This is a genomic window from Candidatus Pantoea rara, assembly GCF_051136265.1.
Taxonomy (GTDB): domain Bacteria; phylum Pseudomonadota; class Gammaproteobacteria; order Enterobacterales; family Enterobacteriaceae; genus Pantoea; species Pantoea rara.
Genome location: NZ_CP194942.1, coordinates 1,907,844 through 1,931,110 on the forward strand (window position 1 = coordinate 1,907,844; position 23,267 = coordinate 1,931,110).

Genomic DNA, 23,267 nt, shown 5'->3' on the forward strand with positions numbered 1-23,267 from the left:
ATAAGAATGGCACAAAAAAGCCCCGATGTGTCGGGGCTGTAGAGTGCCGTCAGCAAGGACATTTGCCCAGTTTACCCGCCTGGCTTGGGAAGCGTGCGTCCAGACAGTACCGATGAAAATCCCGCTCATTCATCGGCAACTGATTGGGATGATGCAGTCGCATATGCTGCAGATATTTTTGATAATCCTGCACCCCGACCATTAAGCGAAAGCACTGTTGCAGGCCGCGCCAGAATTCGCGCCAGCTGAACGCCTGTGGCTGTGCCGGAGCGGCTGGGTGGCAGCGGATAATCTGCCACTTTCCCTTTGGTCGGTGGGCCTGGCAGAGAGCATCAGACATGACGCACCTCCTTGCTGCGCAGTGCCACTGGCGTCTCACTGGTAGTTGGCACCGTACTGTTCAGCGCACGACGAATCACAAAGAATGCCGAGATCAGCATCGTGACCGCCACCAGCATAAAGAAGGCACACAACGCGGCGTTAATCTGATTGCTGAATACAATGGTCTGCATATCCGCCACGCTTTTTGCTGGCGCGATGATTACGCCTTCATCCAGCCCTTTGCGGAATTTATTTGCCTGTGCCAGGAAGCCGATAGACGGTTTCTCATGGAAGATTTTCTGCCAGCCCGCGGTCATCGACGTGATAAACAACCAGACGGTCGGCAGGATGGTCACCCAGGCGTAACGCTGCTTTTTCATTTTGAACAGCACGACGGTACCGAGAATCAGCGCCATCGACGCCAGCATCTGGTTACCGATACCAAACAGGGGCCACAGGGTGTTAATTCCACCAAGCGGATCGACCACACCCTGATAGACAAAGAAGCCCCAGCCCGCGACCGCAACGGTCGTGCCTGCCATATTGCCGAGCCAGGAGCGGTTGTTCGCCATAGACGGCACCACGGTGCCCACCAGATCCTGCACCATAAAACGGCAGGCGCGGGTACCGGCATCAACGGCCGTCAGGATGAACAGCGCCTCAAACAGAATGGCGAAGTGATACCAGAAGGCCATCATCGCCCGGCTGTTAAAGATTTCGGTGATGATGTGTGCCATTCCAACGGCAAAGGTCGGCGCGCCACCTGCGCGGGACAGAATTGAGCCTTCACCCACGTCGCGGGCGATACCACTCAGCATTTCAGGTGTAACGACAAAGCCCCAGCCATTGATCACCTGCGAGGCGCTTTCAACCGTGGTGCCAATCAGCGCGGCAGGTGAGTTCATGGCAAAGTAGACGCCTGGATCCAGCACCGAAGCACAAATCAGCGCCATGATCGCCACAAAGGACTCCATCAGCATCGCGCCATAGCCAATAAAGCGAATATGGCTTTCCCGCTCCACCAGTTTTGGCGTGGTGCCGCTGGAGACCAGTGCGTGGAAGCCGGAGATTGCGCCACAGGCAATTGTAATAAACAGGAACGGGAACATCGCGCCGGAGAATACCGGGCCGGTACCGTCGATGAATTTGGTGACTGCCGGCATTTTCATTTCTGGCATGGCGAAAACGATACCCACCGCCAGACCGACAATCACGCCGATTTTCAGGAAGGTCGAAAGGTAGTCGCGCGGCGCCAGCAGCAGCCACACCGGCAGCACCGAGGCAATAAAGCCGTAGATCACCAGCACCCAGGTCAGCGAGGTGCCCTTGAGCGTAAAGAAGGGGCCCCAGTATGGATGTTGTGCCACATTGCCACCATAGATAATCGCCGCCATCATCAGCACAAAGCCAATCAGTGACACCTCGGCGATTTTACCCGGGCGGATAAAGCGCATGTAGATGCCCATAAACAGCGCAATCGGAATGGTCGCTGCAATGGTAAACAAGCCCCACGGGCTGTTCGCCAGCGCCTTCACGACGACCAGCGCCAGCGCCGACAGGATAATGATCATCACGCCCAGTGCGCCGAGCATCGTCACCACACCGGCAAACGCGCCCAGTTCCTGCCGCGCCATCTCGCCCAGTGAACGGCCATCACGGCGGGTGGAGATAAACAGGATCAGGAAATCCTGGACCGCGCCGGCCAGCATTACCCCGACCAGAATCCAGATGGTGCCCGGCAGAAAGCCCATCTGCGCCGCCAGAATCGGACCGACCAGCGGACCGGCACCGGCTATGGCCGCGAAGTGGTGGCCAAACAGCACCCATTTATTGGTCGGGACATAATCCAGCCCGTCGCTCAGCCGCTCGGCAGGCGTCATCCGGCGGTCATCCAGTTCGAAAATATTGCGGGCGATAAACAGGCTGTAGAAGCGATACGCGATGCTGTAACAGGCGACAGCGGCTATCACCAGCCAGACTGCGTTGACGTGTTCGCCGCGGCTGAGGGCCAGCATGGCGAAAGCGCCCGCGCCGATTAACGCCACCACTAACCAGATCGCACTGGTTTTGACGTTTTTCATGACTAACTCCTTGTGAGGACCGAGGGAAGGCGATCGAAAACAACGAGTTAAACTTAATGTAATGGAATGTAAGTGAAAGTTAATCAGTGGAGAAGTGTGAAGCGGGGTACAAATTTAACTTTTTTGCCATGCGGGCGAGGCGGGAACAGGCGGGATAACTCAGTTATCCCGCCAGATTGACGGTTTAAACAGGCGTGATTCAGACGGCGGGACGGGCCACGACGCTGCGGGTTTCCATGCGGACTTCGGCGATGGTGACATCAATCACGTCAGTGACACGGTAAACCACTTCACCTTTGATCTGGACGCTGCCATTTTCCTGGCTGAGAACCAGCTCATCACGCACCGCGTGAATGAACGGTGCCGGGATAAAGGCGACCGCGCCAAACTCGACCAGACGAACACGCATGCCGCCGCGCGAGACATCAATAATCTCAGCGCTGAAGCGGCGGTCGGTGGCTGCAAACGGTGCCAGATAACGGGCGTAGAGCCAGTCACCCACGTCACGCTCCGCCATGCGGTTCAGGCGACGGCGCTCACTCATCGTTACCGTCAGCGCATCGTCCGGACGCGCAACCTGCTCGCCGCGAATAATCGCTTTCAGCAGACGATGGTTGATCATGTCGCCGAACTTACGAATCGGTGACGTCCAGGTGGCATACGCCTCAAGGCCCAGGCCGAAGTGCGGGCCTGGCTCGGTGCTGATCTCTGCGAAGGTCTGGAAACGGCGGATTCGGCTGTCAAGGAACTGCGTCGGCAGGGCGTCCAGCTCACGGCGCAGCACGCGGAAACCCTCCAGCGTGGTGATCGCCTGCGCATCCACGGTAATACCGTGATTGGCCAGCACGGCGGCAGCCTGTTCAGCATTCGTGGCATCGAAACCGGCATGGACGTTGTAGATACCAAAGCCGAGACGATCACGCAGCACTTTCGCCGCGCAGACGTTCGCCAGAATCATTGACTCTTCGACAATGCGGTTGGCGATGCGACGAGGTTCAGCCACGATCTCCAGCACTTCGCCTTTCTCACCCAGCAGGAAGCGGTAATCCGGACGGTCTTTAAACACCAGCGCGTGGGTCTGGCGCCACTCGCAGCGTGCCAGACAGAGGCGATGCAGCAGACGAATCTGTTCAGCAATCGCCTCACTCTCCGGCTGCCAGGTCCCGCTGTTTTCCAGCCAGTCAGAGACGTCGTCATAAGCCAGCTTGGCTTTGGACTCGATCCAGGCAGCGAAGAACTCAACGTCATCACCTAAGGTGCCATCGGCTGCCACAGTGACGCGGCAGGCCAGCGCCGGACGACGCACATTCGGACGCAGCGAGCAGACATCATCAGAGAGTTCGCGCGGCAGCATCGGGATGTTGAAGCCCGGCAGGTAGTTGGTAAACGCACGCTGCGCCGCGAGCTTATCGAGCTGACTGCCTTCTGCTACATAGGCGGTTGGATCGGCGATAGCGATGGTCAGACGCAGGCTGCCATCTTCCTGCGCGTCGACATAGAGCGCATCATCCATATCCTGGGTGCTGGCGCTGTCGATGGTAACGAAATCCAGCGCGGTCAGATCTTCACGCGTCAGATTTTCATCCATCATCTCGCCAAAACTGACATCGGGCGCTTCACGCTCAAGGTTGTGACGCGACAGCGTCACCCACCATGGCGCCAGATGGTCATCTGCTTTGACGATAAAATCGGTAAGTTCGGCATAAAATCCGCGATCGCCTTTTAATGGATGGCGACGCATTTCTGCTACTGCCCAGTCGCCATTCTCAAACTCATGGCTGACATCGCGCGCAGGGCGACACTGGATAGCATCCTTCAGCAGAGGATGATCCGGCACAATCGACAGGCGATCATCTTTCTTCTGGACCCGGCCAACAAAGCGGGTCAGGAACGGCTCAACCAGGGTTTCCGGCTCAGCGCTTTCGCGATCTTTATCGCTGTGGATCACGGCGGTAATACGGTCGCCATGCATCACTTTCTTCATCTGCGGAGGCGGAATGAAGTAACTTTTCTGCGCATCGACTTCAAGAAAGCCGAAGCCTTTCTCGGTGCCTTTAACAACGCCTTCAGCACGAGGCGTTTGCGAATGGAGCTTTTGTTTCAGCTGCGCGAGCAGCGGGTTATCCTGGAACATAATTTTTACGTTTCGTGGCCTGATTGCGGCTGACAGTTTTACGCGAATCGACGCCGCGCGGCAAGGCAAAAAGCCGGACGAACCGGCTTTTCAGGGAGTGGTGAAGGGGCTATCAGGCAATGCGCTGATCGGCCAGTGCTTCAGAGAGTTCCAGCTTAACCGGTACCGATTTAGAGGTCGGTGTGCCGCTGTCATCACCGAAGCTGTTCAGCGGGACCAGCGGGTTAGTTTCCGGGTAATAGGCCGCAAGGTTACCGCGCGGAATATTGTAAGGAACCAGTTTGAAGCCGCTGACGCGACGGGTAATGCCATCATTCCACAGTGTTTCGATATCGACATTCTGGCCTTCGGTGAAGCCCAGGTCTGCCATATCGTCCGGGTTGATGAACACCACTTCCCGCTGACCAAACACGCCACGATAACGGTCATCAAGGCCGTAAATGGTCGTGTTGTACTGGTCGTGTGAACGCAGCGTCTGCAGCGTAAATGGCACGTCCTGATCCAGCGTCGGGAACAGCGAGGCTGGCAGCGCTGAGGCGTTGAACTCCGCTTTCTGGCTCGGCGTATTAAAGCGCAACTCGGCTGCCGCATTACCCAGATAGAAACCGCCTGGAATATCGCATTTGGCGTTGAAATCGGCAAAGCCCGGAATCGTCGCAGCGATGTGCTCACGGATCAGGTTGTAATCACCGGCCAGCTCGCGCCATTTCACCTTTTCATCACCCAGCACCGCCTGCGCGATACCGGCAACAATCCAGGTCTCAGAGCGCTGTGTTTCCGCCAGCGGAATACCGATTCCTTCAGAGGCGTGCACCATGCTGAAAGAATCTTCCACGGTAATAAACTGATTGCCGGTCGCCTGCAGATCGCGTTCGGTGCGGCCCAGGGTCGGCAGAATCAGACCTTCGTGACCCGGCACCAGATGGCTGCGGTTCAGTTTGGTGCTGATATGCACGGTCAGACCACAGCGTGACATCGCCTCTTCGGTGCGCGGTGAATCCGGCGCAGCCGCGGCCAGGTTGCCACCCAGCGCGATCAGCACTTTCACTTCATCACGCAGCATCGCGTTCAGCGCTTCAACGGTGTTGTGGCCTGGCGCACGCGGTGGCTCGAAACTGAAATGATTACCCAGCGCGTCCAGGAAGGCTTTAGCCGGTTTCTCATCAATGCCCATGGTACGGTTGCCCTGCACGTTGCTGTGACCGCGAACCGGGCAGAGGCCTGCGCCTTTTTTGCCCAGCTGACCAAACAGCAACTGCAGGTTAGTGATTTCACGAACCGTGTCGACAGAGTGTTTGTGCTGGGTGATGCCCATTGCCCAGGTACAGATCACCCGGTCAGCGCTCTGGTAGATCGCCGCAGCTTCACGGATCTGCGCCTGCGTCAGGCCAGACTGCGCCACAATCTGCATCCAGCTGGTGTTATCCACCGCGTCGAGATAGGCCTCAATGCCGTTGGTTTTGGCATTGATAAAGGTCTGGTCAAACAGACCACTTTCACCCGCTTCCAGACGCGCGCGATGGGTCTCCAGCAGCGACTTCACCATGCCGCGCACCGCCGCCATATCACCGCCCAGGTTCGGCTGATAATAGGAGGAGCTGATGTTGCCCGCTTTCGAGGTGACAACTTCCAGCGGCTTCTGCGGATCGGCAAAACGTTCCAGACCGCGCTCGCGCAGGGTATTGAAGGTAACGATTTTCGCACCGTGATCGGCGGCATGACGCAGGCTGTGCAGCATACGCGGATGGTTGGTGCCGGGATTCTGACCGAAGACAAAAATGGCATCGGCGTGGTCGAAATCATCCAGACGAATGGTGCCTTTACCGACGCCAATGCTGCGCTTCAGGCCGGTGCCGCTGGCTTCGTGGCACATGTTGGAGCAGTCAGGGAAGTTATTGGTCCCCATCAGGCGACCAAACAGCTGATAGAGCCAGGAGGCTTCATTGCTGGCGCGACCCGAGGTGTAGAGCTCCATCTGGTTCGGATGATCCATTGCCTTGATGTGCTGCGCGATCAGCGCAAACGCATCATCCCAGCTGATCGGCTCATAGTGGTCGGTTTCCGCGTTGTAGCGCAGCGGATGGGTCAGACGCCCCTGATACTCCAGGAAGTAATCACTCTGGGTATAGAGCGTGGTCACGCTATGTTTAGCGAAAAAGTCGGTGTCGACCATACGGCGTGTCGCTTCCCACGTGACCGCTTTAGCGCCGTTCTCGCAGAAGCTGAATGTACTTTTATTGTCATCACCCCAGGCGCAGCCTGGACAGTCAAAACCGCGTGCTTTGTTCATGCGCATCAGGTTGCGCATATTTTTCAGGGCCGCTTTGCTGTCAAGAACGAAACGCGTAGTGGCTTCCAGTGAACCCCAGCCGCCCGCAGCCGCGCGATAGGGTTTGATTTGGCGTTTAAATTTCATATTGAGTGCAGGCTTTTTATAGTAGGAATTATTGTTTGATGTTTGTTATCAGGTTATAGCCTGATGGTGAAGGGAAGTCTGCAGTTATCCTCATACCTTGTCTAATTGATTGACATAATGGTGCGATAGCTGGCGTTTATCGTGCATCGGCCAGAAATGTGATGGTGGTCAGATTTTACCCGCCTTTAACCTGGTGATAACGGGAGTTCTCCTCACAACAGGCTAATACTTGCTGTTCACAATCAGAGAGGGCGCGACTCCATGAAACAGCTGACCAGTCAGATCCATGCGTTTGGCAAAGCGTTGATGATGCCAATCTCGGTCATCGCGGCCGCCGGTATTTTTCTCGGTCTGGCGGCAGCGATGCAGAACCCCGCGGTGACTGGCGATGCCTTTGCGCAGATGCAGGTGCCGCAATTAATCATTGGCTTTATTCGCAAGGTCGCCGGCGCGCTGTTCGCTAACCTGCCGGTCTTCTTTGCGGTAGCGAGTGCTATCGGACTGGCGAAAGCGGAAAAGCCCACCGCCGCCTTTGCTGCAGTGATTGGCTATATCGTAATGAACGTGGGTATCAGCGCCACGCTGGCGGCCAAAGGGATCACGGCCGCCACTACCACACCGGCCGCTCTGCAGCAGGCGGGGATGGATCAGACCACCGCCATGATGACCTCGGCGGAATACATCAGTATGCTCGGTGTCTTTACCTACAACATGAGTGTACTGGGCGGGGTGATAGCCGGACTGATCACAGTGGTGCTGCATAATCGCTTCTATACCCAGCAACTGCCCACGGCAATCAGCTTCTTCGGTGGACGGCGTTTTGTGCCAATCGTCACCGTGGTCTGTCTGCCGCTGGTGGGGGTGCTGCTGGCGCTGGTCTGGCCGACGATTGGCAACGGTATCGCCTGGATAGGCCAGATGATTGGCAAAAGCGGCCAGTATGGCGCGTTTCTGTTGGGGACCTTTGAGCGCATTTTGATTCCCACTGGTCTGCATCATATTCTCAACGAAACGGTGCGCTTCACGCCGATTGGCGGCATGGCGGTGGTGGATGGTCAGACGATTGTCGGTGCGCTGAACATCTTTAATGCCTCGCTGACCCATCCGGGCTCGATCCCCGATGAGACGCTGCGCACCGCCACGCAGTTTCTGGCACAGGGCAAGATTCCGGTGATGATGTTTGGCCTGCCCGCGGCGGCACTGGCGATTTATCACACCGCGCGGCCCGAGCATAAACAGCGAGTCAAAGCGCTGGTGATGGCGGGGGCGCTGACTTCTTTTACCACGGGCATTACGGAACCGCTGGAGTTCTGCTTTATCTTCGTTTCACCGGTGCTCTACCTGCTGCACGCTTTCCTGACCGGCCTGTCGTTTATGCTGATGTCGATGCTGCATCTGATGATCGGCAACGTGCAGGGCGGCGTCATCGACCTGGTGGTATTCGGCATGCTGGGCGGCGCGAAAACGCACTGGTGGTGGACGCTGGCGCTGGGCGTGATCTATGCGCCAATCTACTACTACGCGTTCCGGCTGGTAATCACCCGGATGAACGTCGAAACGCCGGGTCGTGAATCGGAAGATGAGAAACCCCAACAGGTCGCCGCAGATGAGCGGACGCAGGTGATCATCAGCGGACTGGGCGGGCAGGCCAACATCGAGGATGTCGATTGCTGCTTTACCCGATTGCGGGTGCGGGTCAAAGAGATGAATCAGGTCGTCGATCAGACGCTAATAAGCACAGGTGCCAACGGCGTTAATCGCGTCAGCGAGCACGATGTTCAGGTGATCTACGGCCCGCAGGTTGAGAAGATCGCTAACGAGGTGAAAACGGCGCTGGGCGTCGCGTAACGACAATCTGCTTCAGACTTCATTACCCAGCTAACCGCCTGGTGCATGCAGGTGGTTAGCGCCTTTTAGTGCACAGATACAGGCCGCTGCCCTCCCGCTTATTGTAACTAAAAAAAGCATGACCCTAATGGGCCGCATCTTTCTGCCGATATAGCGACTCATCCTCCCGATTATTGGAACTGAGTCATGTCGTTAAAAAAATCTTCCCTGATTATTTTCTCCTTTCTGCTGGCATTGTTTCTCACCAGCGTAGCGATCAGTACCTGGCTGCTGATTCAAAGCAATCACTCCCTGAATGCGGTTAACAAAGAGATCCGCGTGGTGCTCTCGGTCATTGACCCGATCAACCACAGCCGCACGCTGCGTGTCCGTCTGATGGAGTACATGAAGGAGATTGAGGGCAGCGATACGAACAATCCCGCTACACTGGACAGCGTGCGGATCGTGGCAGGCAAAGCCGATGCCGCATTCCAGGCCTACATGAATGCGCCGCGTTTGCCGGGCGAAGAGGCCGAGGCTGATGCTTATAGTCAGGCTTATCTGGCCTATCGTCAGCAGGGGCTGCAGCCGCTGATTGATGCGGCAGAAGCACACGATCAGGTACGCTTTAAAAGTCACATCCCCAACGTGGTTCGCCTCGATCGTCAGTATGAAATCATCCTGGATCGGGTACTGGCGCAGCATGAAACCTATGCCAAAAAGTTGAACAGCGACGCACAAAGCCACTTCACCTCCGGCATTACCCTGCTGGGTCTGTTTGGCGTGCTGTTTTTCGCCATCATCGTTGCCATTTATCTCTTCATAAAGCGCTATGTGCTGTCGCCAATTAATGATGCGCAGGAACACTGCAAGCTGATTGCGGCGGGTGTGCTGGATGCAACCGTGCCGGTCAAACCGGGTTCACGCAGTGAAATTCAGCTGCTGATGGGCTCGCTTGAGCAGATGCGCAGCGCGCTGACCACCATTATTCTCCAGGTCCGTGATTCGACCCGCTCCGTTTCTACCGCCTCGCAGGAGATTGCGGCAGGTAACATCGATCTCGCCTCGCGTACCGAACAGCAGGCTGCCGCACTGACTGAAACGGCGGCCAGCATGGAGCAGCTCGGGGCCACGGTGAAACAGAACACGGAAAACGTCTTTGAAGCCTGTCGTCTTACCAGTGAAGCGGTGAAAAACGCGGAAAGCGGTGAGAAAGTCTCGCAGGAAGTGGTGACTTCGATGGCGCTGATTAATGCCAGCTCGAAAAAGATTGAGGAGATTACCACCGTGATCGACAGCATCGCTTTCCAGACCAATATTCTGGCGCTGAACGCGGCAGTCGAAGCTGCCCGTGCGGGTGAGCAGGGACGTGGCTTTGCGGTAGTGGCAGGCGAGGTGCGTAATCTGGCCCAGCGCAGCGCCACCGCAGCCAAAGAAATTGAAGGACTGATTGCAGAATCGGTCTCCATCATTCACGCCGGTTCCGATCAGGTCAGCCGGACCGGAGAAGCGATGAGCGCAATTATCTCTTCGGTCAGCCGCGTGAACCTGCTGATGGAGCACATCTCCACGGCGTCTGATGAACAGAGTCGCGGCATCGGTCAGATTGAACAGGCAGTCACCGAGATGGACAGCGTCACCCAGCAGAACTCGGCGCTGGTACAGGAGTCTGCCGCAGCCTCTGCCTCGCTGGAAGAACAGGTGCAGTATCTGACGCAGTCGGTCTCGACCTTCCGTCTGGCAACCCATTAATCCGGTCACTCCGCGCTGAGTTTATGCAGCGCGGAGCCCTGAATGCCCCGATGCTGAGCAACGCATGACAAAGAAGGGAGAGTTTGATTCAGCGGCTTGTAGCAAGGGGTTAATCGGCAGATTATAGGGCTTTCCATTGAAAACAGGGTCGTCATGCTCATTAGCACCATTGCCCGCAGCAACAGCGCCGATACCCGACTGGCCTGCACGCTTGCCGCTGCAGCAGGCGCGCTGAACACTGCAGCCTTTGAGAGCGTTGGTTTTTTTTCAGCTAACATGACCGGGAACGTCTCGCTGCTGTCCGATCATCTGGCAAAAGCGAATCTGGGGCCTGGCCTGTTTTTTCTGTCGATCGTCCTGCTGTTTATTGCCGGTTCTGTGTGTTCAACGCTTGCCATTAACGCCGGGCACCGCAGAAACATCCGCACCATCTATGCCTTTGTCATTCTGATTGAGGGCGCCGCGCTGATTGCGCTCGGCGTGATTGAGAATCACTTTCCGCCGCTTTCGCCTGGCGTGGTATTGATCATGAGCCTGAGTTTTTTGATGGGTCTGCAGAATGCGGTCGTTACGCGGATCTCTGATGCCCGTGTTCGCACCACCCATATCTCCGGCACGGCGACCGATATCGGCATTGAGCTGGCGATGCTGTTTGAGGTGCTGCGGCGTAAAGCGTCACCGAAAGAGGCGCCGCTTTATCTGGGACGGTTGCGACTGCACTGCCTGACTCTGCTGGCTTTCCTCGCTGGGGGAATGGCCGGAATCGGGCTTTACCGACTGCTGAGCTACGATTTCCTGCTGCCGGTGGGGTTCGGTTTAATCTGCCTGGCGCTGAATGCTATTTTTACTCAGCCAGCAAAAGAGCAGGGTGCGGTGCGTTAATGGCGCACTATCCTCTGCTGTTAAAATCAGGGTGGTGCCTGGCCCTGATTTTATGTTTCGCCAGTGCAAATGAACCGTGCGGTTAAAACATCAGGACCTGAGCAGGGTAACATTGAGTCTTATACTTTGGTTAACCCTGGCGGTGAGACAGTGACGCAAACAGCCTTCAACCTGCTGATGGATAATTAACATCGACATTAAACAACTGATCTACTTATGTAACCTGGAGCGGGAACGCCATTTCGGGCGGGCCGCGGAAGCCAGTTTTGTGACACAGCCAACTCTCTCAATGCGCCTGAAAAATCTGGAGCGCGAGCTGGGCCTGCCGCTGATTAACCGCAGCAATAACTTTGCCGGATTTACGCCAGAGGGCGATCGCGTGCTGGCGTGGGCGCGGGAGATCGTGTCGGTCTATCAGGGGCTGAAGCTGGAAGTCGAATCGCTGAAACATGGGGTGAACGGCACGCTGCGGGTTGGCGTGGTACCGCAGTGCAGCATGGCACTGCCGCTGCTGCTGAAAGCGGTGCAGGCGCGTTACCCTCAGCTCGATTACCGTATTGCGGTACTGAGTGCTGACCAACTGCTGGAAGCGCTCAACAGCCACACCGTGGATGTCGGGATTGGTTTTTTTGAGATGGCAACCCTGCGGGAACTCCATTTTCAGACCGAGATGCTGGCAGACCGGGGCGTTGAAGCCATATTCCATCCTGACCATTTCGCGGAGCTGATGGGCGAAACCCCGCTGACGCTGGATGAACTGGCTCAACAACCTCTTTGCCTTGCGGAGCCAACGCGTTATTTCCGCCGCTACCTCGATATGGCTTTTCGTGAAGCGGCGCTGGTGCCCCGGGTGATTGTGGAGAGCGCCTCAGTTATGCAACTGATGCAGTGCGCACAGGTCGGTCTGGGTGTACTGGTCTCGCCAGTCGGGCATCTGCTGCCCGCATCACGTCAGGGATTGCAGCAGCGAGCGATTACACTGCCGCCGATGGCGCGCCAGGCGGCGCTGGTGATTGCCGAACCGGGCCGTGCCACACCGCTGGCGCAGCATTTTTTCGACGAAGCGCGTGGCCTGCTGCCGGTATAGCGCAGCTACTGCGCCTCGCCAAGCGCGTAAAACAGGCGGCTGTTCCAGTTGCCTGTCGCCACGCTCTGAATCAGCGCGAACAGCGCCTCAGCTTCCCAGCCCGCCTCCATCAGCGGTTGCAGATGGGCCGCGCTGAATCGCTCAGGTGAACGGGTCAGCTGTGCTGCCAGCGCAATAATCTGCTGCTCTTCAGCTTTTAAAGCCGCATCATCCACGCCCTCAATTAAAGCTTCATTTCCCTCCAGCAGTCCGAACGCCCAGCGACTGCCCAGAATTCGGGCAACAGTTGCCTCAGCCAGCGTGTTGTCATGCGAAAGATGCTGACGCAGCTGCGCCCAGCCATAAAGCGCGGCGGGATCGTGGGCCAGAAGCCATACTGCCTCCTGCATGCCAGGCAGTGACTGACACCGGGTAACGGCAGCAAGTTGCTCTGCACTGGCATAACGCAACTCCAGCGGCTTCAGCACCGGTTGCCAGCGTGCAGGCCGGTCAAAACCTGTCGCATCCGCATCCGGAGGGGCAGTGGTGCCGGGCAGCCAGCGTACCGGCTGGGCCTGCAGCGCCTGTAATCCGGCGACCACCCGCGCCTGATAACTGACAAAACCGATGACCTGATTCAGCGTCACAATATCGGGTTCGGTCAGGCCGACCCCGTCCAGGGCGGTGATGGCGCTGGCGTTAATCAGCTCAGGCTGCATCGCCAGCTGGCGCGCATACTGCGTAATCTGAGTCAGACGATTATTACTTTCGCGCGAAGAGTCAGGTCCGGGCAACGGATTGAGACGGGCAGAGTAGTGATTACACAACCGCTGCACACCCGCAACCTGCGCCACGGTGAGCGCGGTGCTGAGGCGATCGTAAAGCGTTAAGGTATGGGTCAGTGACGTCGCCACGCGATCCGGGAAAAGTAATTGCGCCAGATCGCGCGCTGCCAGCAGGGCCGGCTGGTTCGCATGAAGCAGTGACTCCACGACGGTGTTATCGGCGTAACATCCCAGCAGGAAACGGTCATCAATATGGGCGGCCTCGGGTACCAGCGGTGCGGCCTGAGCGATACGTGGACTGGTCTGGCTCTCGTAAAACCAGTGGTTATGGCCCGGATAGCGGCGTTGTTCCATGATCAATCCTTTTGCAAATTCGGGTTCGGCATGCAGGCGGCAAAATCTGAAAATATGCATAAACCGAAGGGCAGGCTTATCGTCGCTGATGGGCCGTCCCGGGCAAAAGAATGATCGGTGATAATTAATAGCGTTACGGTATAACGGGAGCGAAATCAGGCAGGAAGAGCGAGGCGGGAGCAGAGAGAAGGGCGAGCGAGGCTCGCCCTTGCAGAACTTATTTCAGTTCCAGTTCGTTCATTGCGGCGATGCTGAAGCCGCCATCAACGTGTACCACTTCACCGGTAATGCCGCCAGCCAGGTCAGAGCAGAGGAATGCTGCTGAGTTGCCGACATCTTCGATGGTAACGGTACGGCGAATCGGGGTAACCGCTTCGCAATGTGCCAGCATCTTACGGAAATCTTTGATGCCTGATGCCGCCAGGGTGCGGATCGGACCCGCTGAAACGGCGTTAACACGCACGCCTTCCGGGCCCATGGCATTTGCCATGTAACGCACGTTAGCTTCCAGCGACGCTTTCGCCAGACCCATCACGTTATAGTTCGGAATTGCGCGCTCAGCACCCAGGTAAGAAAGGGTCAGCAGCGCAGAATGTGGATTCAGCATCTCGCGGCACTCTTTGGCCATCGCGACGAAGCTGTAAGCACTGATATCGTGCGCGATTTTAAAGCCTTCGCGGGTAACGGCGTTCACGTAGTCGCCAACCAGCTGATCGCCAGGGGCGAAACCGATTGAGTGAACGAAACCGTCAAATTTCGGCCAGGTTTTTGCCAGTTCAGTGAACAGCGATTTGATGCTCTCATCTTCGGCTACGTCACATGGCAGCACGATGTCTGAACCCAAATCTTTGGCAAACTCTTCCACACGACCTTTTAATTTGTCGTTCTGGTAGGTGAAAGCCAGTTCTGCGCCCTGTTTGTGCATCGCCTGTGCAATACCGTAGGCGATGGAAAGTTTACTGGCAACGCCAGTAATCAGAATGCGCTTACCGGAAAGAAAACCCATAGCTGTAATCCTTATGGTCATTGTAGTTGGCGGCCGCATGATTAATAAGTAAGCGACCGACGTTAATCGACGTGCGGATTCTAGCACGTCTCTCATAAATCAGGTAAATCGGCCCGCAATTTCCGCGATATGCAGCAAAAATCAGCGCTCGCGCCGCCAGGCTTCGGCACTCAAAGCTTCACCAAAATGGCTGCTAATCAGCCGCCGGGTCAGATCGTGCAGCGGTGAGGCCAGCACGTCCGCCGTACCGCCGCGCTCGACCACTTCGCCCTGATGCATCACCAGCACTTTATCGCTGATGTGCTTCATCATGCCCAGATGCTGGGTGACATAAATGTAGGCGATCCCGTGCTTCTCCTGCAGTTCCAGCATCAGATTCACCAGCTGGGACCGCATCGTCATATCCAGCGAGGCCAGCGCTTCATCCGCCACAATCACTTTGGGCTGCAGGATCAACGCGCGTGCCAGGCCCAGACGCTGCTTCTGACCGGGTGCCAGCATATGCGGATAATAGCCGGCGTGATCGCGCAGCAAGCCCACCTGACGCAGGGTGGCGATAATCCGTTTCTCGCGCTCCTCCGCATTCAGCTCCGTGTTAAGCCGCAACGGGAACTCCAGAATCTGACTGATGCGCTGACGCGGATTCAGTGAGGTGGAGGGATCCTGAAAAATCATGCGGATGCGCTGACTGCGATAGCCATAATCGCCGAAGGTCAGCGGATGATCGTCTATCAGAATGTCGCCTTCGGTGGGCGCGACCATCCCGCTAAGCATCTTCGCCAGTGTAGACTTGCCGGAGCCATTTTCGCCGATAATCGCCAGCGTCTGTTTCTCACGCAGGGTAAAGCTCACCGATTTCACTGCTTCCACGTGCTGGCGACGGAACAGGCCCGTGCGATAGCGGAAGGTTTTACTCAGGTTGCGCACTTCCAGCAGGGTCTCCATGCTACTGGCCCTCCATATTCAGCGGGAAATGACAGGCGTAGAGATGCGTTTTGCTGCCGGTGAGGCGAGGCGTTTCAATACATTTGCGCTGTGCATAAGGACAACGTGGTCCGAGACGGCAGCCAATCGGCAGGCTCTCCAGCGACGGAATCGCGCCTGACAGGGTATTGAGGCGACTTTTGTGCGGCAGCGCGCGACCAAAATCGGGCATCGCCCGAATCAGCGCCTGCGTATAAGGATGATGCGGCGTACTCATTAAATCTTCGCTTTGAGCGGTTTCCACCGTCTGACCGCAGTACATCACGTTGATGCGGTCCGCCCACTGGCTCATGGTGCGCAGATCGTGACTGATCAGCAGAATAGTGGTGTTGTTGTTCTGGTTCAGACGGCTCAGCAGGCGGAAAATCTGCGCCTGGGTGGTCGGTTCCATGGCGTTGGTCGGCTCATCGGCAATCAACAGACGCGGCTGATTTGCCAGCGCAATGGCGATCATCACTTTCTGACATTCGCCTTCGGTCAGCTCATAGGGGAAGCTGCGCATGATGTCTTTGTGATCTTTGATGCCGACGCGATGTAGCAGTTCGATGGCGCGGGCTTTGCGCCAGAACCAGAAGCGTTTCAGCCACGGACCTTTATAAGTCCAGCGCGGAATCACCTGCATCAGCTGACGACCAATTCTCTCAGACGGATCCAGACAGGATTGCGGCTCCTGGAAAATCATCGAGACGTTATGCCCGATAATGCGGCGGCGCTCGCGCGTCGACAGGCGCAGCAGGTCCACATCATCAAATACCATGCGATCGGCCGTGACGCGCCAGTTATCGTTGGTCACGCCGCAGATAGCCCTGGCGACCAGACTTTTGCCGGAGCCGGACTCGCCGACAAGGCCGCGGATTTCGCCTTCGCCCAGCGTCAGATTGACGCGATCGACCGCTTTGACCGGCCCGTCAGCGGTCATAAATTCAATGGTCAGATTACGGATATCAAGTAATGGCATTTATTCCACTCCCGCTTCGACGGCGCGACGGATGCCGTCACCGAGCAGGTTAACAATTAATACGCTGACCATCAGCGCCACACCGGGCAGCATCACGGTCCAGGGGGCGACATAGATCAGCTCCAGCGAATCGCCCAGCATTGCTCCCCATTCCGGCGAAGGCAGTTGCGCGCCCAGGTCAAGGAAGCCGAGAGCGGCAATATCCAGAATCGCCATCGACAACGCGCGGGTTATCTCGGTGATCAGCAACGGCAGAATATTGGGCAGGATGGCATAGCGCAAAATATTGCGGCCGCGTGCGCCATCAAGACGCGCTGCCACCACATACTCTTTTTCCAGCTCATCGTGCACGGCGCTGTAGATCTCGCGCACCAGGCGTGGCATCAGCGCCAGCCAGACCGCCAGTAACGCATGCTCAAGCCGCGGCCCGAGAAACGCCACTACGATGATTGCCAGTAACAGCGACGGAATTGAGAGCAGAGTGTCGAGCACGTGGTTCATCACCGCCGAGCGTATGCCATGGGTCATGCCCGCCAGCAAGCCCAGCACCAGCGCACCCAGCGTGGCGAACAGCGTCACCAGGATTGCTGAACCCACCGTTGGACCTGCGCCGCTCAGCAGGCGGCTCAGAACATCACGACCCAGGTCGTCGGTACCGAGAAAGAATGAGACATCGCCGTAGCGCGACCAGGAGGGCGGCAGCAGTTGATACCCCAGAAACTGCTGGTCAATACCATAAGGCGCAATCAGGCCGCCAAAAAGGCACAGCAGCAGCAACGCACCAAAGCCATACAGGCCGACCATCGAGATCGGATTGCCATAAAAATGATGCCAGCTCTGACGAAACGCACTGGGCAGGCGCTTTTCGGCGTAAATATTATCGGAGGGCATACGCGTTCACTTTACTCTGCTTAACTTCGGGCAACATTGCTTTATAAAAATCATTCATATCAGGTGCTTGCCCCGCTGGCATGCTTGATGTTGCTTTGTCATCGATAACTCTGAATCGCGTGAATTTACGTGTTTGTGTACAATTTTCCCGGCGTTTTCGCCGGGAGGGTAAGCTTGTTCAGCCTATTACAGGGGATTATCCGTCGATATCCCTGTCGCAGGCAAGGGAAGGGCGTCAGCAATTTCGGTGCTGGATTACAGAGGGTTACGATCCGCGTCGGGCAGATCATCATTTACTACGCTGGCCTGACCCTGGCTTTTGTTGGATGTCCTTCAGGCCCATCGTCATGGGTATGGTCCGGATCCGGCTCAATGATCACGATATAATCTTTGCCTGTTCCGTCGCGCGTTAATGTCACCAGATCTCCGGCCACCGGTTTGGTGTCAAACTCATGTTCTTCCTCAACACCTGTATCTTCAAAAATCACAGCGTATTTCATTTTCTGTCCTCTTTGTGATGAACCGTGTCGTCACCTCAGTGCTTTTTGCCGAGGCTTTCTTATTGAATCTTAGCCTGGCCTGAGAATACCTCTCAGCGAGTGGAGTATTATCATCCTGATAAAGCGTGGTTACTGATGGCTTTAGGGTCGTGCTGGGCCAGCATCACATTCTCTTTTGCAGAGCAGTCGCAATGCGTGGTCGCACTGCCGGAGAATGATCAACTGTCGGCAAACAGTGCGCTCTCACTGAGCCAGCTGGCAGGCCGACGTTTAATTGCATCCAGGAACTGCGCGGGTGCTATGAAAAAGCGCTGAAGAAAGTTAACGCGCCGCTGCCTGATTGACCGCGCGATAATGAAACGGCAGCCTGGTGAGGTGAAGGTGGATCTCTTCAGGCCCCGGTTCCCGACGCCGGTTATAGATAAAGACAACGGGTAACTCTGGCGCAAAAAAGCCCGCTCAATGGCGGGCTCTCTGAAACGAATGGGATGACCTATTTGCCATCAGCCCATTTAGTAATCTGATCATCGATTCTGCCGTCGAGATAATGCGTAATCTGCACTGATCCCGCCTTTACTAACAGTGCAATACATGCAGCAAATATCAGTACCAGTAACACTCTGCTAAGACTCATCGCCTTTCCTCGTATGAACTGCCTGCTTACACCGGACACGCCAGAATACGTGGCGCGATTAACTGATGCGCTGCTTCTTCTCGCGCTGATGCTTGTGATAATCCTCGTCACACTCGGCTGAACAGAAAGCCGTTTCGGCCACGACAGCTTCATCTTTGCACCAGACGCATAAGCCGTTAGGGCTTTGAAGTTTGCTCTTACGAGCGGCCAGAGAAGCTGCTAGATGCGCTTCTTCACGCGCCTGCGCCAAATCTACATCGTCCATAAATATTCAGAACCTCATAAAATTTTAACGATTTAAACACAAACCGGTCACAACAGAGAAAATTTTGTGTAGGGAATTGCATGTTAAGCAGGCAGTTTCAGCCCGTTAAAGTACTCTCTGTCTGTTTTGAATCGCTTTCTATTAACGTGGAAAGCCCTATCGCAGGGCATACCATTCTTTATGTTTCAGCGGATTCATTGCCGCGCCAATCACGTCAGAAATCACATTCACCAGAATCACCAGCCCGCCGATCACCATTACACCGGCTGAGATCGCCGCATAATCTTCCTGACGAATAGCGTTGATTAGCCAGCGTCCCAGACCCGGCCAGTTAAAGACCATTTCCGTGATCATCGCCAGCGTAATCATGGTGGAAAACTGCAGACCCAGACGCGGGATTACCGGCGGGAGCGCGTTATGCAGCACGTGACGGCAGATAACGGTAAAGCGCGAAAGACCCCGCGTAGCAGCTGCTTTGACATAGTTTTTGTCCATCACGTCGCTGGTGCTGTTGCGCAGCAGGCGAATCACTTCCGTCGTCGGTGCCATCGCCAGCACCAGCACGGGTAAAATCAGATGGGTCAGGGCGCTGATAATCATTTCATGTCGCCACGGTGAAGGACTCAACCAGGCGTCAATCAGCGCAAAGCCAGTAATATTCTGCACCGGATAGAGCAGGTCGTGACGACCCGAAACCGGCAGCCAGCCCAGTGTCAGCGAGAAGAACAGCGTCAGAATCAGCGCCAGCCAGAAAATCGGCGCAGAAAAGCCAATTAACGCCAGGGCACTGATGGTTTTATCCTGCCACTTATTGCGCATTACGCCGGCACAAATCCCGAGCGGGATGCCGACCAGCAGCGCGAACAGAAACGCCAGAATACACAGCTCCATCGTGGCCGGGAACACCTCCCGCAGCTGCAGGCCAATCTCCTGACCGTTGGTGCTGGAGACGCCGAAATCAAACTGCAGCATCCCTTTGAACCAGAACCACCAGGCGTCCGAGAGTGCCGCGCCTTCCAGCGGCGCGTTAGGCGTAAAGTAGCTCAGACTGAAGCTGACCAGCGACAGCAGAAACAGGGTAATGAGCAGCAGCAGCAGGCGCCGCAGAATATAAATAATCACTTACTTACCCTCATCAGCTTCACGATAAACTCCGGCAAACGAGGCGTTACCAAAGGGGCTCAGGACCAGGCCCTTAATATCATGACGAAACGCCTGAAGTCGCAGTGAGGATGCCAGTGGCAGCACCGGCAACTCCTGCGCCAGAATCAGCTGCGCTTTATCATAACTGTCGATGCGGCCAGCGAGTTGCTGCGATAGCAGGGCATTCTGAAGCGTTTCGTCAAAGGCCGGAGAACACCAGTGCGCATAATTGGTCTGCGAGCGAATCGCCGCGCAGCTGAGCAGCGGCCGGAAGAAACTGTCCGGATCGTTGCTGTCAGTTGCCCAGCCAGTCAGTGTCAGATCATGATTCATCGCCATCAACTGCGCCTCCTGAAAACGGCCCTCAACCGGCACAATTGTCAGACGGACGCCAACCTGCGCCAGATCCGCCTGTAACAGTTCAGCGGTTTTTAGCGGGCTGGGATTCCAGGACTGCGATGCAACCGGCACCACCAGCCGCAGATGCAGATCGCTGATGCCCAATGCTGCCAGCGCGGCCCGCGATTTATCCGGATCGTAGCTGGTAATGCGCGCATCGTTATCATAAGCCCAGGAGGCGCGCGGTAAGATTGAGGCGGCCGTTTCGGCAGTGCCGTAATAGATCGACTCCATCAACCGCTCATTGTTGATCGCCAGCGCCAGCGCGTGACGCACTTCGGGGCGGTCGAGCGGCGGCTTGCGGGTATTGAAGGCGAGATAGGCGATGTTCATGCCGGGACGCAGCGTCATCCGCAGGCGCGGGTCATCACGCAGGATGCTGAGCTGGCTGGCCGCGGGATAGGCCAGTACGTCACATTCACCGGTTAACAGTTTTGATAATCGACCGGTGCCGCCAGAACCAAGATCGATGACCGCCTGCTGCAGACGCGGCACACCTTTCCAGTAATGAGGATTGCGCGCCAGGCGAATGTACTGGCCGGTGCGATATTCACTGAGCTGATAAGGACCGGTGCCAACAGGCTGTCGGTCCATCTCTTCCTGGCGGCCCTGAGCGGTAAGCTGGTCGGCATATTCTTTTGACAGCACCGGCGCATAGTGGGTCGCCATGTGCCACAGGAACGACGCATCCGGGCTGTTCAGCCTGAACTCAACCGTCCTGCTATCAATCTTTTTCACGCTCTGAACCGAATCGGCAAACTGAAGGCTATCAAAGTAAGGATAGTTACCCCCGTTCACGTTATGCCAGGGATGATTCCGGTCGAACATCCTTGCGAAGCTGAATACCACATCGTCAGCGTTAAGCGTGCGGGTAGGGCGGAACTGATTAGTCTGCTGAAACTGCACGCCGCTGCGCAGATGAAAGCGATACGTCGCGCCGTTGTCGCGCACTTCCCAGCTCGACGCCAGATCGGGCTTTAACCGATAGGTGTAGGGATCGACATCCAACAGGCGGTCATAAAGTTGCGCCGCCAGTGTATCGATAGTCAGCCCGCTGCTGGCCATCTGCGGATTAAAGGTGTTCAGCGTGCCGCTGACGCAATAGACAAATCCGGTCTGTCGGATATCACCCGCAGGCGCTGACCACGCAGGGACACTCAACGCGCTGAGGCTGAGCAACAGCGAACATAATAGTTTTGACATAGAACTCAACGATTTTGAGGCATTAAACAGAGTGTATCGCAAAGCGGTCATTGTCCCAAAACTCGCAACCGCCACCCGCCTGTTTTTCATCCTGGCAGCAGCAAAAAGAGCGTACAGAAGGTGTGGTAATGAGAAAAATTCTCAATAAGTGGTTTACAGATGATAATAAGAATGATTATTATTCCTCTGCACTTCGACGGCGGCTCTGCCGAAGAAGAGCACGACATTGCTCACATTGCTTCCAGTATTGTTGCCCGCCTTATGGCGGGCTTTTTTTGTTGGGCATGACAAACCATCAATGCTTTCTCTGCGGGTATCCCGGTTTGTTAAGCATCACATCAATAAAACCGGACTTAACTATTACAAAAACGCAGTTACTATAACGACAACTTCTGCTCACCTGATTCCGGACAATGATTAAATTTCTGAAAAGCGCTCAGGCTTTCCATTATCCATCCTTTCGGTATCTCTTTTTCGGGCGTCTGTTTACCGTACTGGGCAATGGAATTGCACCCATTGCGCTGGCCTTTGCCGTTCTGGATATGGGGGGCTCTGCCTCTGATTTAGGCATAGTGGTGGCGTCCCGCTCCCTGTTCAACGTGCTGTTTCTGCTGGTGGGCGGTGTGGTTGCCGACCGCTACTCACGTAGCCAGGTATTAGTGGTATCCGCGCTGGTTGCTGCTGTTTCTCAGGCTTTCGTGGCGTGGTCTGTGCTGGAGGGTTCAGCCACTGTAATAAGCCTCACCTTGCTGGGTGCGCTGAATGGCGCGGCAGCGGGCATCGCACTGCCTGCTTCATCCGCACTGGTTCCGCAGGTTGTGCCTGCAAATCACCTGCGGCAGGCTAATGCTTTCATTCAGCTCGGTATTTATGGGGGCACGGTGATGGGGGCGTCGCTGGGCGGTGTGATCACCAGCGCTGTCGGGCCGGGCTGGGGGCTGGCGATTGATGCGCTGGGCTTTGCGGTTTCCGCGCCGCTTTATTTCCTGATGCGTGTGAGCCCGAAAAATGCCGGGACGACGCAAGGCAACATCCTGCGCGATATCAAAGAAGGCTGGGCAGAGTTTGCTGGCCGAAGCTGGATTTGGTCGATAGTCCTTCAGTTCGCCATTATCAACGTCGCTTTGAATGGCATTGTAGAGGTCTATGGCCCGATGATTGCCGACGCCTCTTTCGGGCGGGCGCAATGGGGGATGATTGTGGCCGCCCATAGCGCGGGGTTAATTGCTGGATTATTTCTGGCGATGAAATGGCATCCGCGTCGTGACCTTCTGATTGGCGCTATGCTGGCAGGTCTGTGCGCACTCCCGATATTTATGCTGAGCCAGAATGCGTCAGCAGCATGGCTGATAGCCGGGTTCTTTATTGCGGGTGTTTCATTAGGTCTGTTTGGCGTAACCTGGGCGCAGTCATTACAGACTCACATCCCAGCGGATAAGCTGGCTCGCGTGTATGCGTATGATGCGATGGGTTCCTTTATCTCCATTCCCTTTGGTCAACTGGTTGCGGGGCCGCTGGCGGCACAATATGGCACAGCCAATGTTTTGCTGATGTCAGCACTGGCTGTGGTCATTGTTACCGCTGGCATCGGATTAGTTCCGGACATCAGGCAACCTGAAAGAATGGGAATTAAGCCGCACAACACCTGACGGCTGTTTTTCTTACT

At 56.1% G+C, this 23,267-nt stretch carries 18 protein-coding genes and 1 pseudogene; 6 read left to right on the plus strand and 13 right to left on the minus strand.

Annotation, left to right across the window (positions count from 1 at the left end; translation table 11 throughout):
* Positions 1–49: 49 nt before the first annotated feature.
* The 4 genes from ACR8BF_RS08985 to ACR8BF_RS09000 form a co-directional block, all read right to left on the minus strand.
* Positions 50–340 (minus strand): YbdD/YjiX family protein, encoded by a 291-nt coding sequence (locus ACR8BF_RS08985; RefSeq protein WP_292992366.1) that lies wholly within the window; start codon positions 338–340, stop codon positions 50–52.
* On the minus strand, positions 333–2,402 hold the full coding sequence (locus ACR8BF_RS08990; RefSeq protein ID WP_434745882.1) for a carbon starvation CstA family protein: 2,070 nt from the start codon (positions 2,400–2,402) through the stop codon (positions 333–335). The genes ACR8BF_RS08985 and ACR8BF_RS08990 overlap by 8 nt, the downstream gene beginning before the upstream one ends.
* Positions 2,403–2,601: 199 nt before the next feature.
* A complete protein-coding gene (locus ACR8BF_RS08995; protein ID WP_434745883.1) occupies positions 2,602–4,536 on the minus strand; it encodes an exoribonuclease II in 1,935 nt (644 codons plus the stop codon).
* A gap of 112 nt (positions 4,537–4,648) precedes the next feature.
* Entirely contained in the window at positions 4,649–6,952 is a 2,304-nt protein-coding gene (locus ACR8BF_RS09000; protein WP_434745884.1) for an FdhF/YdeP family oxidoreductase, read from the minus strand.
* A gap of 261 nt (positions 6,953–7,213) precedes the next feature.
* Between ACR8BF_RS09000 and ACR8BF_RS09005 the strand changes: the two genes are divergently transcribed.
* From ACR8BF_RS09005 to ACR8BF_RS09020, 4 genes are all read left to right on the plus strand, one after another.
* The gene (locus tag ACR8BF_RS09005) at positions 7,214–8,800 is read left to right on the plus strand and encodes a PTS transporter subunit EIIC (RefSeq protein ID WP_434745885.1); all 1,587 of its coding nucleotides are present in this window, start codon (positions 7,214–7,216) and stop codon (positions 8,798–8,800) included.
* Between the two features lie 186 nt (positions 8,801–8,986).
* Complete coding sequence (locus ACR8BF_RS09010) at positions 8,987–10,531, plus strand: methyl-accepting chemotaxis protein (RefSeq protein WP_434745886.1); 1,545 nt, start codon at positions 8,987–8,989, stop codon at positions 10,529–10,531.
* Positions 10,532–10,684: 153 nt separating this feature from the next.
* Entirely contained in the window at positions 10,685–11,413 is a 729-nt protein-coding gene (locus ACR8BF_RS09015) for a YoaK family protein (RefSeq protein WP_434745887.1), read from the plus strand.
* A 190-nt stretch (positions 11,414–11,603) separates the two neighbouring features.
* Positions 11,604–12,500, plus strand: coding sequence for a LysR family transcriptional regulator (locus tag ACR8BF_RS09020; RefSeq protein WP_434745928.1), 897 nt, complete (start codon positions 11,604–11,606; stop codon positions 12,498–12,500).
* Positions 12,501–12,505: 5 nt separating this feature from the next.
* Here ACR8BF_RS09020 and ACR8BF_RS09025 read toward each other — a convergent pair whose 3' ends face one another.
* The 5 genes from ACR8BF_RS09025 to sapC form a co-directional block, all read right to left on the minus strand.
* Entirely contained in the window at positions 12,506–13,618 is a 1,113-nt protein-coding gene (locus tag ACR8BF_RS09025; protein WP_434745888.1) for a CMD domain-containing protein, read from the minus strand.
* Between the two features lie 217 nt (positions 13,619–13,835).
* Positions 13,836–14,624, minus strand: a complete 789-nt coding sequence (gene fabI / locus ACR8BF_RS09030; RefSeq protein ID WP_179895652.1) for an enoyl-ACP reductase FabI — start codon at positions 14,622–14,624, stop codon at positions 13,836–13,838.
* A gap of 141 nt (positions 14,625–14,765) precedes the next feature.
* Entirely contained in the window at positions 14,766–15,569 is an 804-nt protein-coding gene (sapF, locus tag ACR8BF_RS09035; protein ID WP_179895653.1) for a putrescine export ABC transporter ATP-binding protein SapF, read from the minus strand.
* Between the two features lies 1 nt (position 15,570).
* Positions 15,571–16,566 (minus strand): putrescine export ABC transporter ATP-binding protein SapD, encoded by a 996-nt coding sequence (sapD, locus tag ACR8BF_RS09040; protein ID WP_314984021.1) that lies wholly within the window; start codon positions 16,564–16,566, stop codon positions 15,571–15,573.
* The gene (gene sapC / locus ACR8BF_RS09045; RefSeq protein ID WP_313699351.1) at positions 16,567–17,457 is read right to left on the minus strand and encodes a putrescine export ABC transporter permease SapC; all 891 of its coding nucleotides are present in this window, start codon (positions 17,455–17,457) and stop codon (positions 16,567–16,569) included.
* 80 nt (positions 17,458–17,537) lie between these two features.
* Here sapC and ACR8BF_RS09050 point away from each other — a divergent pair.
* Positions 17,538–17,681, plus strand: a pseudogene (locus ACR8BF_RS09050) (hypothetical protein); the annotation flags it as partial.
* Positions 17,682–17,753: 72 nt separating this feature from the next.
* Here ACR8BF_RS09050 and ACR8BF_RS09055 read toward each other — a convergent pair.
* From ACR8BF_RS09055 to sapA, 4 genes are all read right to left on the minus strand, one after another.
* Complete coding sequence (locus ACR8BF_RS09055; protein ID WP_179895656.1) at positions 17,754–17,957, minus strand: hypothetical protein; 204 nt, start codon at positions 17,955–17,957, stop codon at positions 17,754–17,756.
* Positions 17,958–18,649: 692 nt separating this feature from the next.
* Positions 18,650–18,856 carry a hypothetical protein gene (locus ACR8BF_RS09060; protein ID WP_179895657.1) on the minus strand — a complete coding sequence of 69 codons (207 nt, stop codon included), beginning with the start codon at positions 18,854–18,856 and terminating at the stop codon, positions 18,650–18,652.
* Between the two features lie 156 nt (positions 18,857–19,012).
* On the minus strand, positions 19,013–19,978 hold the full coding sequence (gene sapB, locus ACR8BF_RS09065) for a putrescine export ABC transporter permease SapB (RefSeq protein ID WP_434745889.1): 966 nt from the start codon (positions 19,976–19,978) through the stop codon (positions 19,013–19,015).
* Complete coding sequence (sapA, locus tag ACR8BF_RS09070; RefSeq protein ID WP_434745890.1) at positions 19,979–21,601, minus strand: ABC transporter substrate-binding protein SapA; 1,623 nt, start codon at positions 21,599–21,601, stop codon at positions 19,979–19,981.
* Positions 21,602–22,014: 413 nt separating this feature from the next.
* Between sapA and ACR8BF_RS09075 the strand changes: the two genes are divergently transcribed.
* A complete protein-coding gene (locus tag ACR8BF_RS09075; protein ID WP_434745891.1) occupies positions 22,015–23,250 on the plus strand; it encodes an MFS transporter in 1,236 nt (411 codons plus the stop codon).
* The last annotated feature ends 17 nt before the right edge of the window (positions 23,251–23,267 follow it).

Excerpts from the sequence above, each read along its gene's own strand:
- ACR8BF_RS08985 (WP_292992366.1), bottom strand. The coding sequence starts at position 340 with ATGTCTGATGCTCTCTGCCAGGCCCACCGACCAAAGGGAAAGTGGCAG.
- ACR8BF_RS08990 (WP_434745882.1), bottom strand. The coding sequence starts at position 2,402 with ATGAAAAACGTCAAAACCAGTGCGATCTGGTTAGTGGTGGCGTTAATC.
- ACR8BF_RS08995 (WP_434745883.1), bottom strand. The coding sequence starts at position 4,536 with ATGTTCCAGGATAACCCGCTGCTCGCGCAGCTGAAACAAAAGCTCCAT.
- ACR8BF_RS09000 (WP_434745884.1), bottom strand. The coding sequence starts at position 6,952 with ATGAAATTTAAACGCCAAATCAAACCCTATCGCGCGGCTGCGGGCGGC.
- ACR8BF_RS09005 (WP_434745885.1), top strand. The coding sequence starts at position 7,214 with ATGAAACAGCTGACCAGTCAGATCCATGCGTTTGGCAAAGCGTTGATG.
- ACR8BF_RS09010 (WP_434745886.1), top strand. The coding sequence starts at position 8,987 with ATGTCGTTAAAAAAATCTTCCCTGATTATTTTCTCCTTTCTGCTGGCA.
- ACR8BF_RS09015 (WP_434745887.1), top strand. The coding sequence starts at position 10,685 with ATGCTCATTAGCACCATTGCCCGCAGCAACAGCGCCGATACCCGACTG.
- ACR8BF_RS09025 (WP_434745888.1), bottom strand. The coding sequence starts at position 13,618 with ATGGAACAACGCCGCTATCCGGGCCATAACCACTGGTTTTACGAGAGC.
- fabI (WP_179895652.1), bottom strand. The coding sequence starts at position 14,624 with ATGGGTTTTCTTTCCGGTAAGCGCATTCTGATTACTGGCGTTGCCAGT.
- sapF (WP_179895653.1), bottom strand. The coding sequence starts at position 15,569 with ATGGAGACCCTGCTGGAAGTGCGCAACCTGAGTAAAACCTTCCGCTAT.
- sapD (WP_314984021.1), bottom strand. The coding sequence starts at position 16,566 with ATGCCATTACTTGATATCCGTAATCTGACCATTGAATTTATGACCGCT.
- sapC (WP_313699351.1), bottom strand. The coding sequence starts at position 17,457 with ATGCCCTCCGATAATATTTACGCCGAAAAGCGCCTGCCCAGTGCGTTT.
- ACR8BF_RS09055 (WP_179895656.1), bottom strand. The coding sequence starts at position 17,957 with ATGAAATACGCTGTGATTTTTGAAGATACAGGTGTTGAGGAAGAACAT.
- ACR8BF_RS09060 (WP_179895657.1), bottom strand. The coding sequence starts at position 18,856 with ATGGACGATGTAGATTTGGCGCAGGCGCGTGAAGAAGCGCATCTAGCA.
- sapA (WP_434745890.1), bottom strand. The coding sequence starts at position 21,601 with ATGTCAAAACTATTATGTTCGCTGTTGCTCAGCCTCAGCGCGTTGAGT.
- ACR8BF_RS09075 (WP_434745891.1), top strand. The coding sequence starts at position 22,015 with ATGATTAAATTTCTGAAAAGCGCTCAGGCTTTCCATTATCCATCCTTT.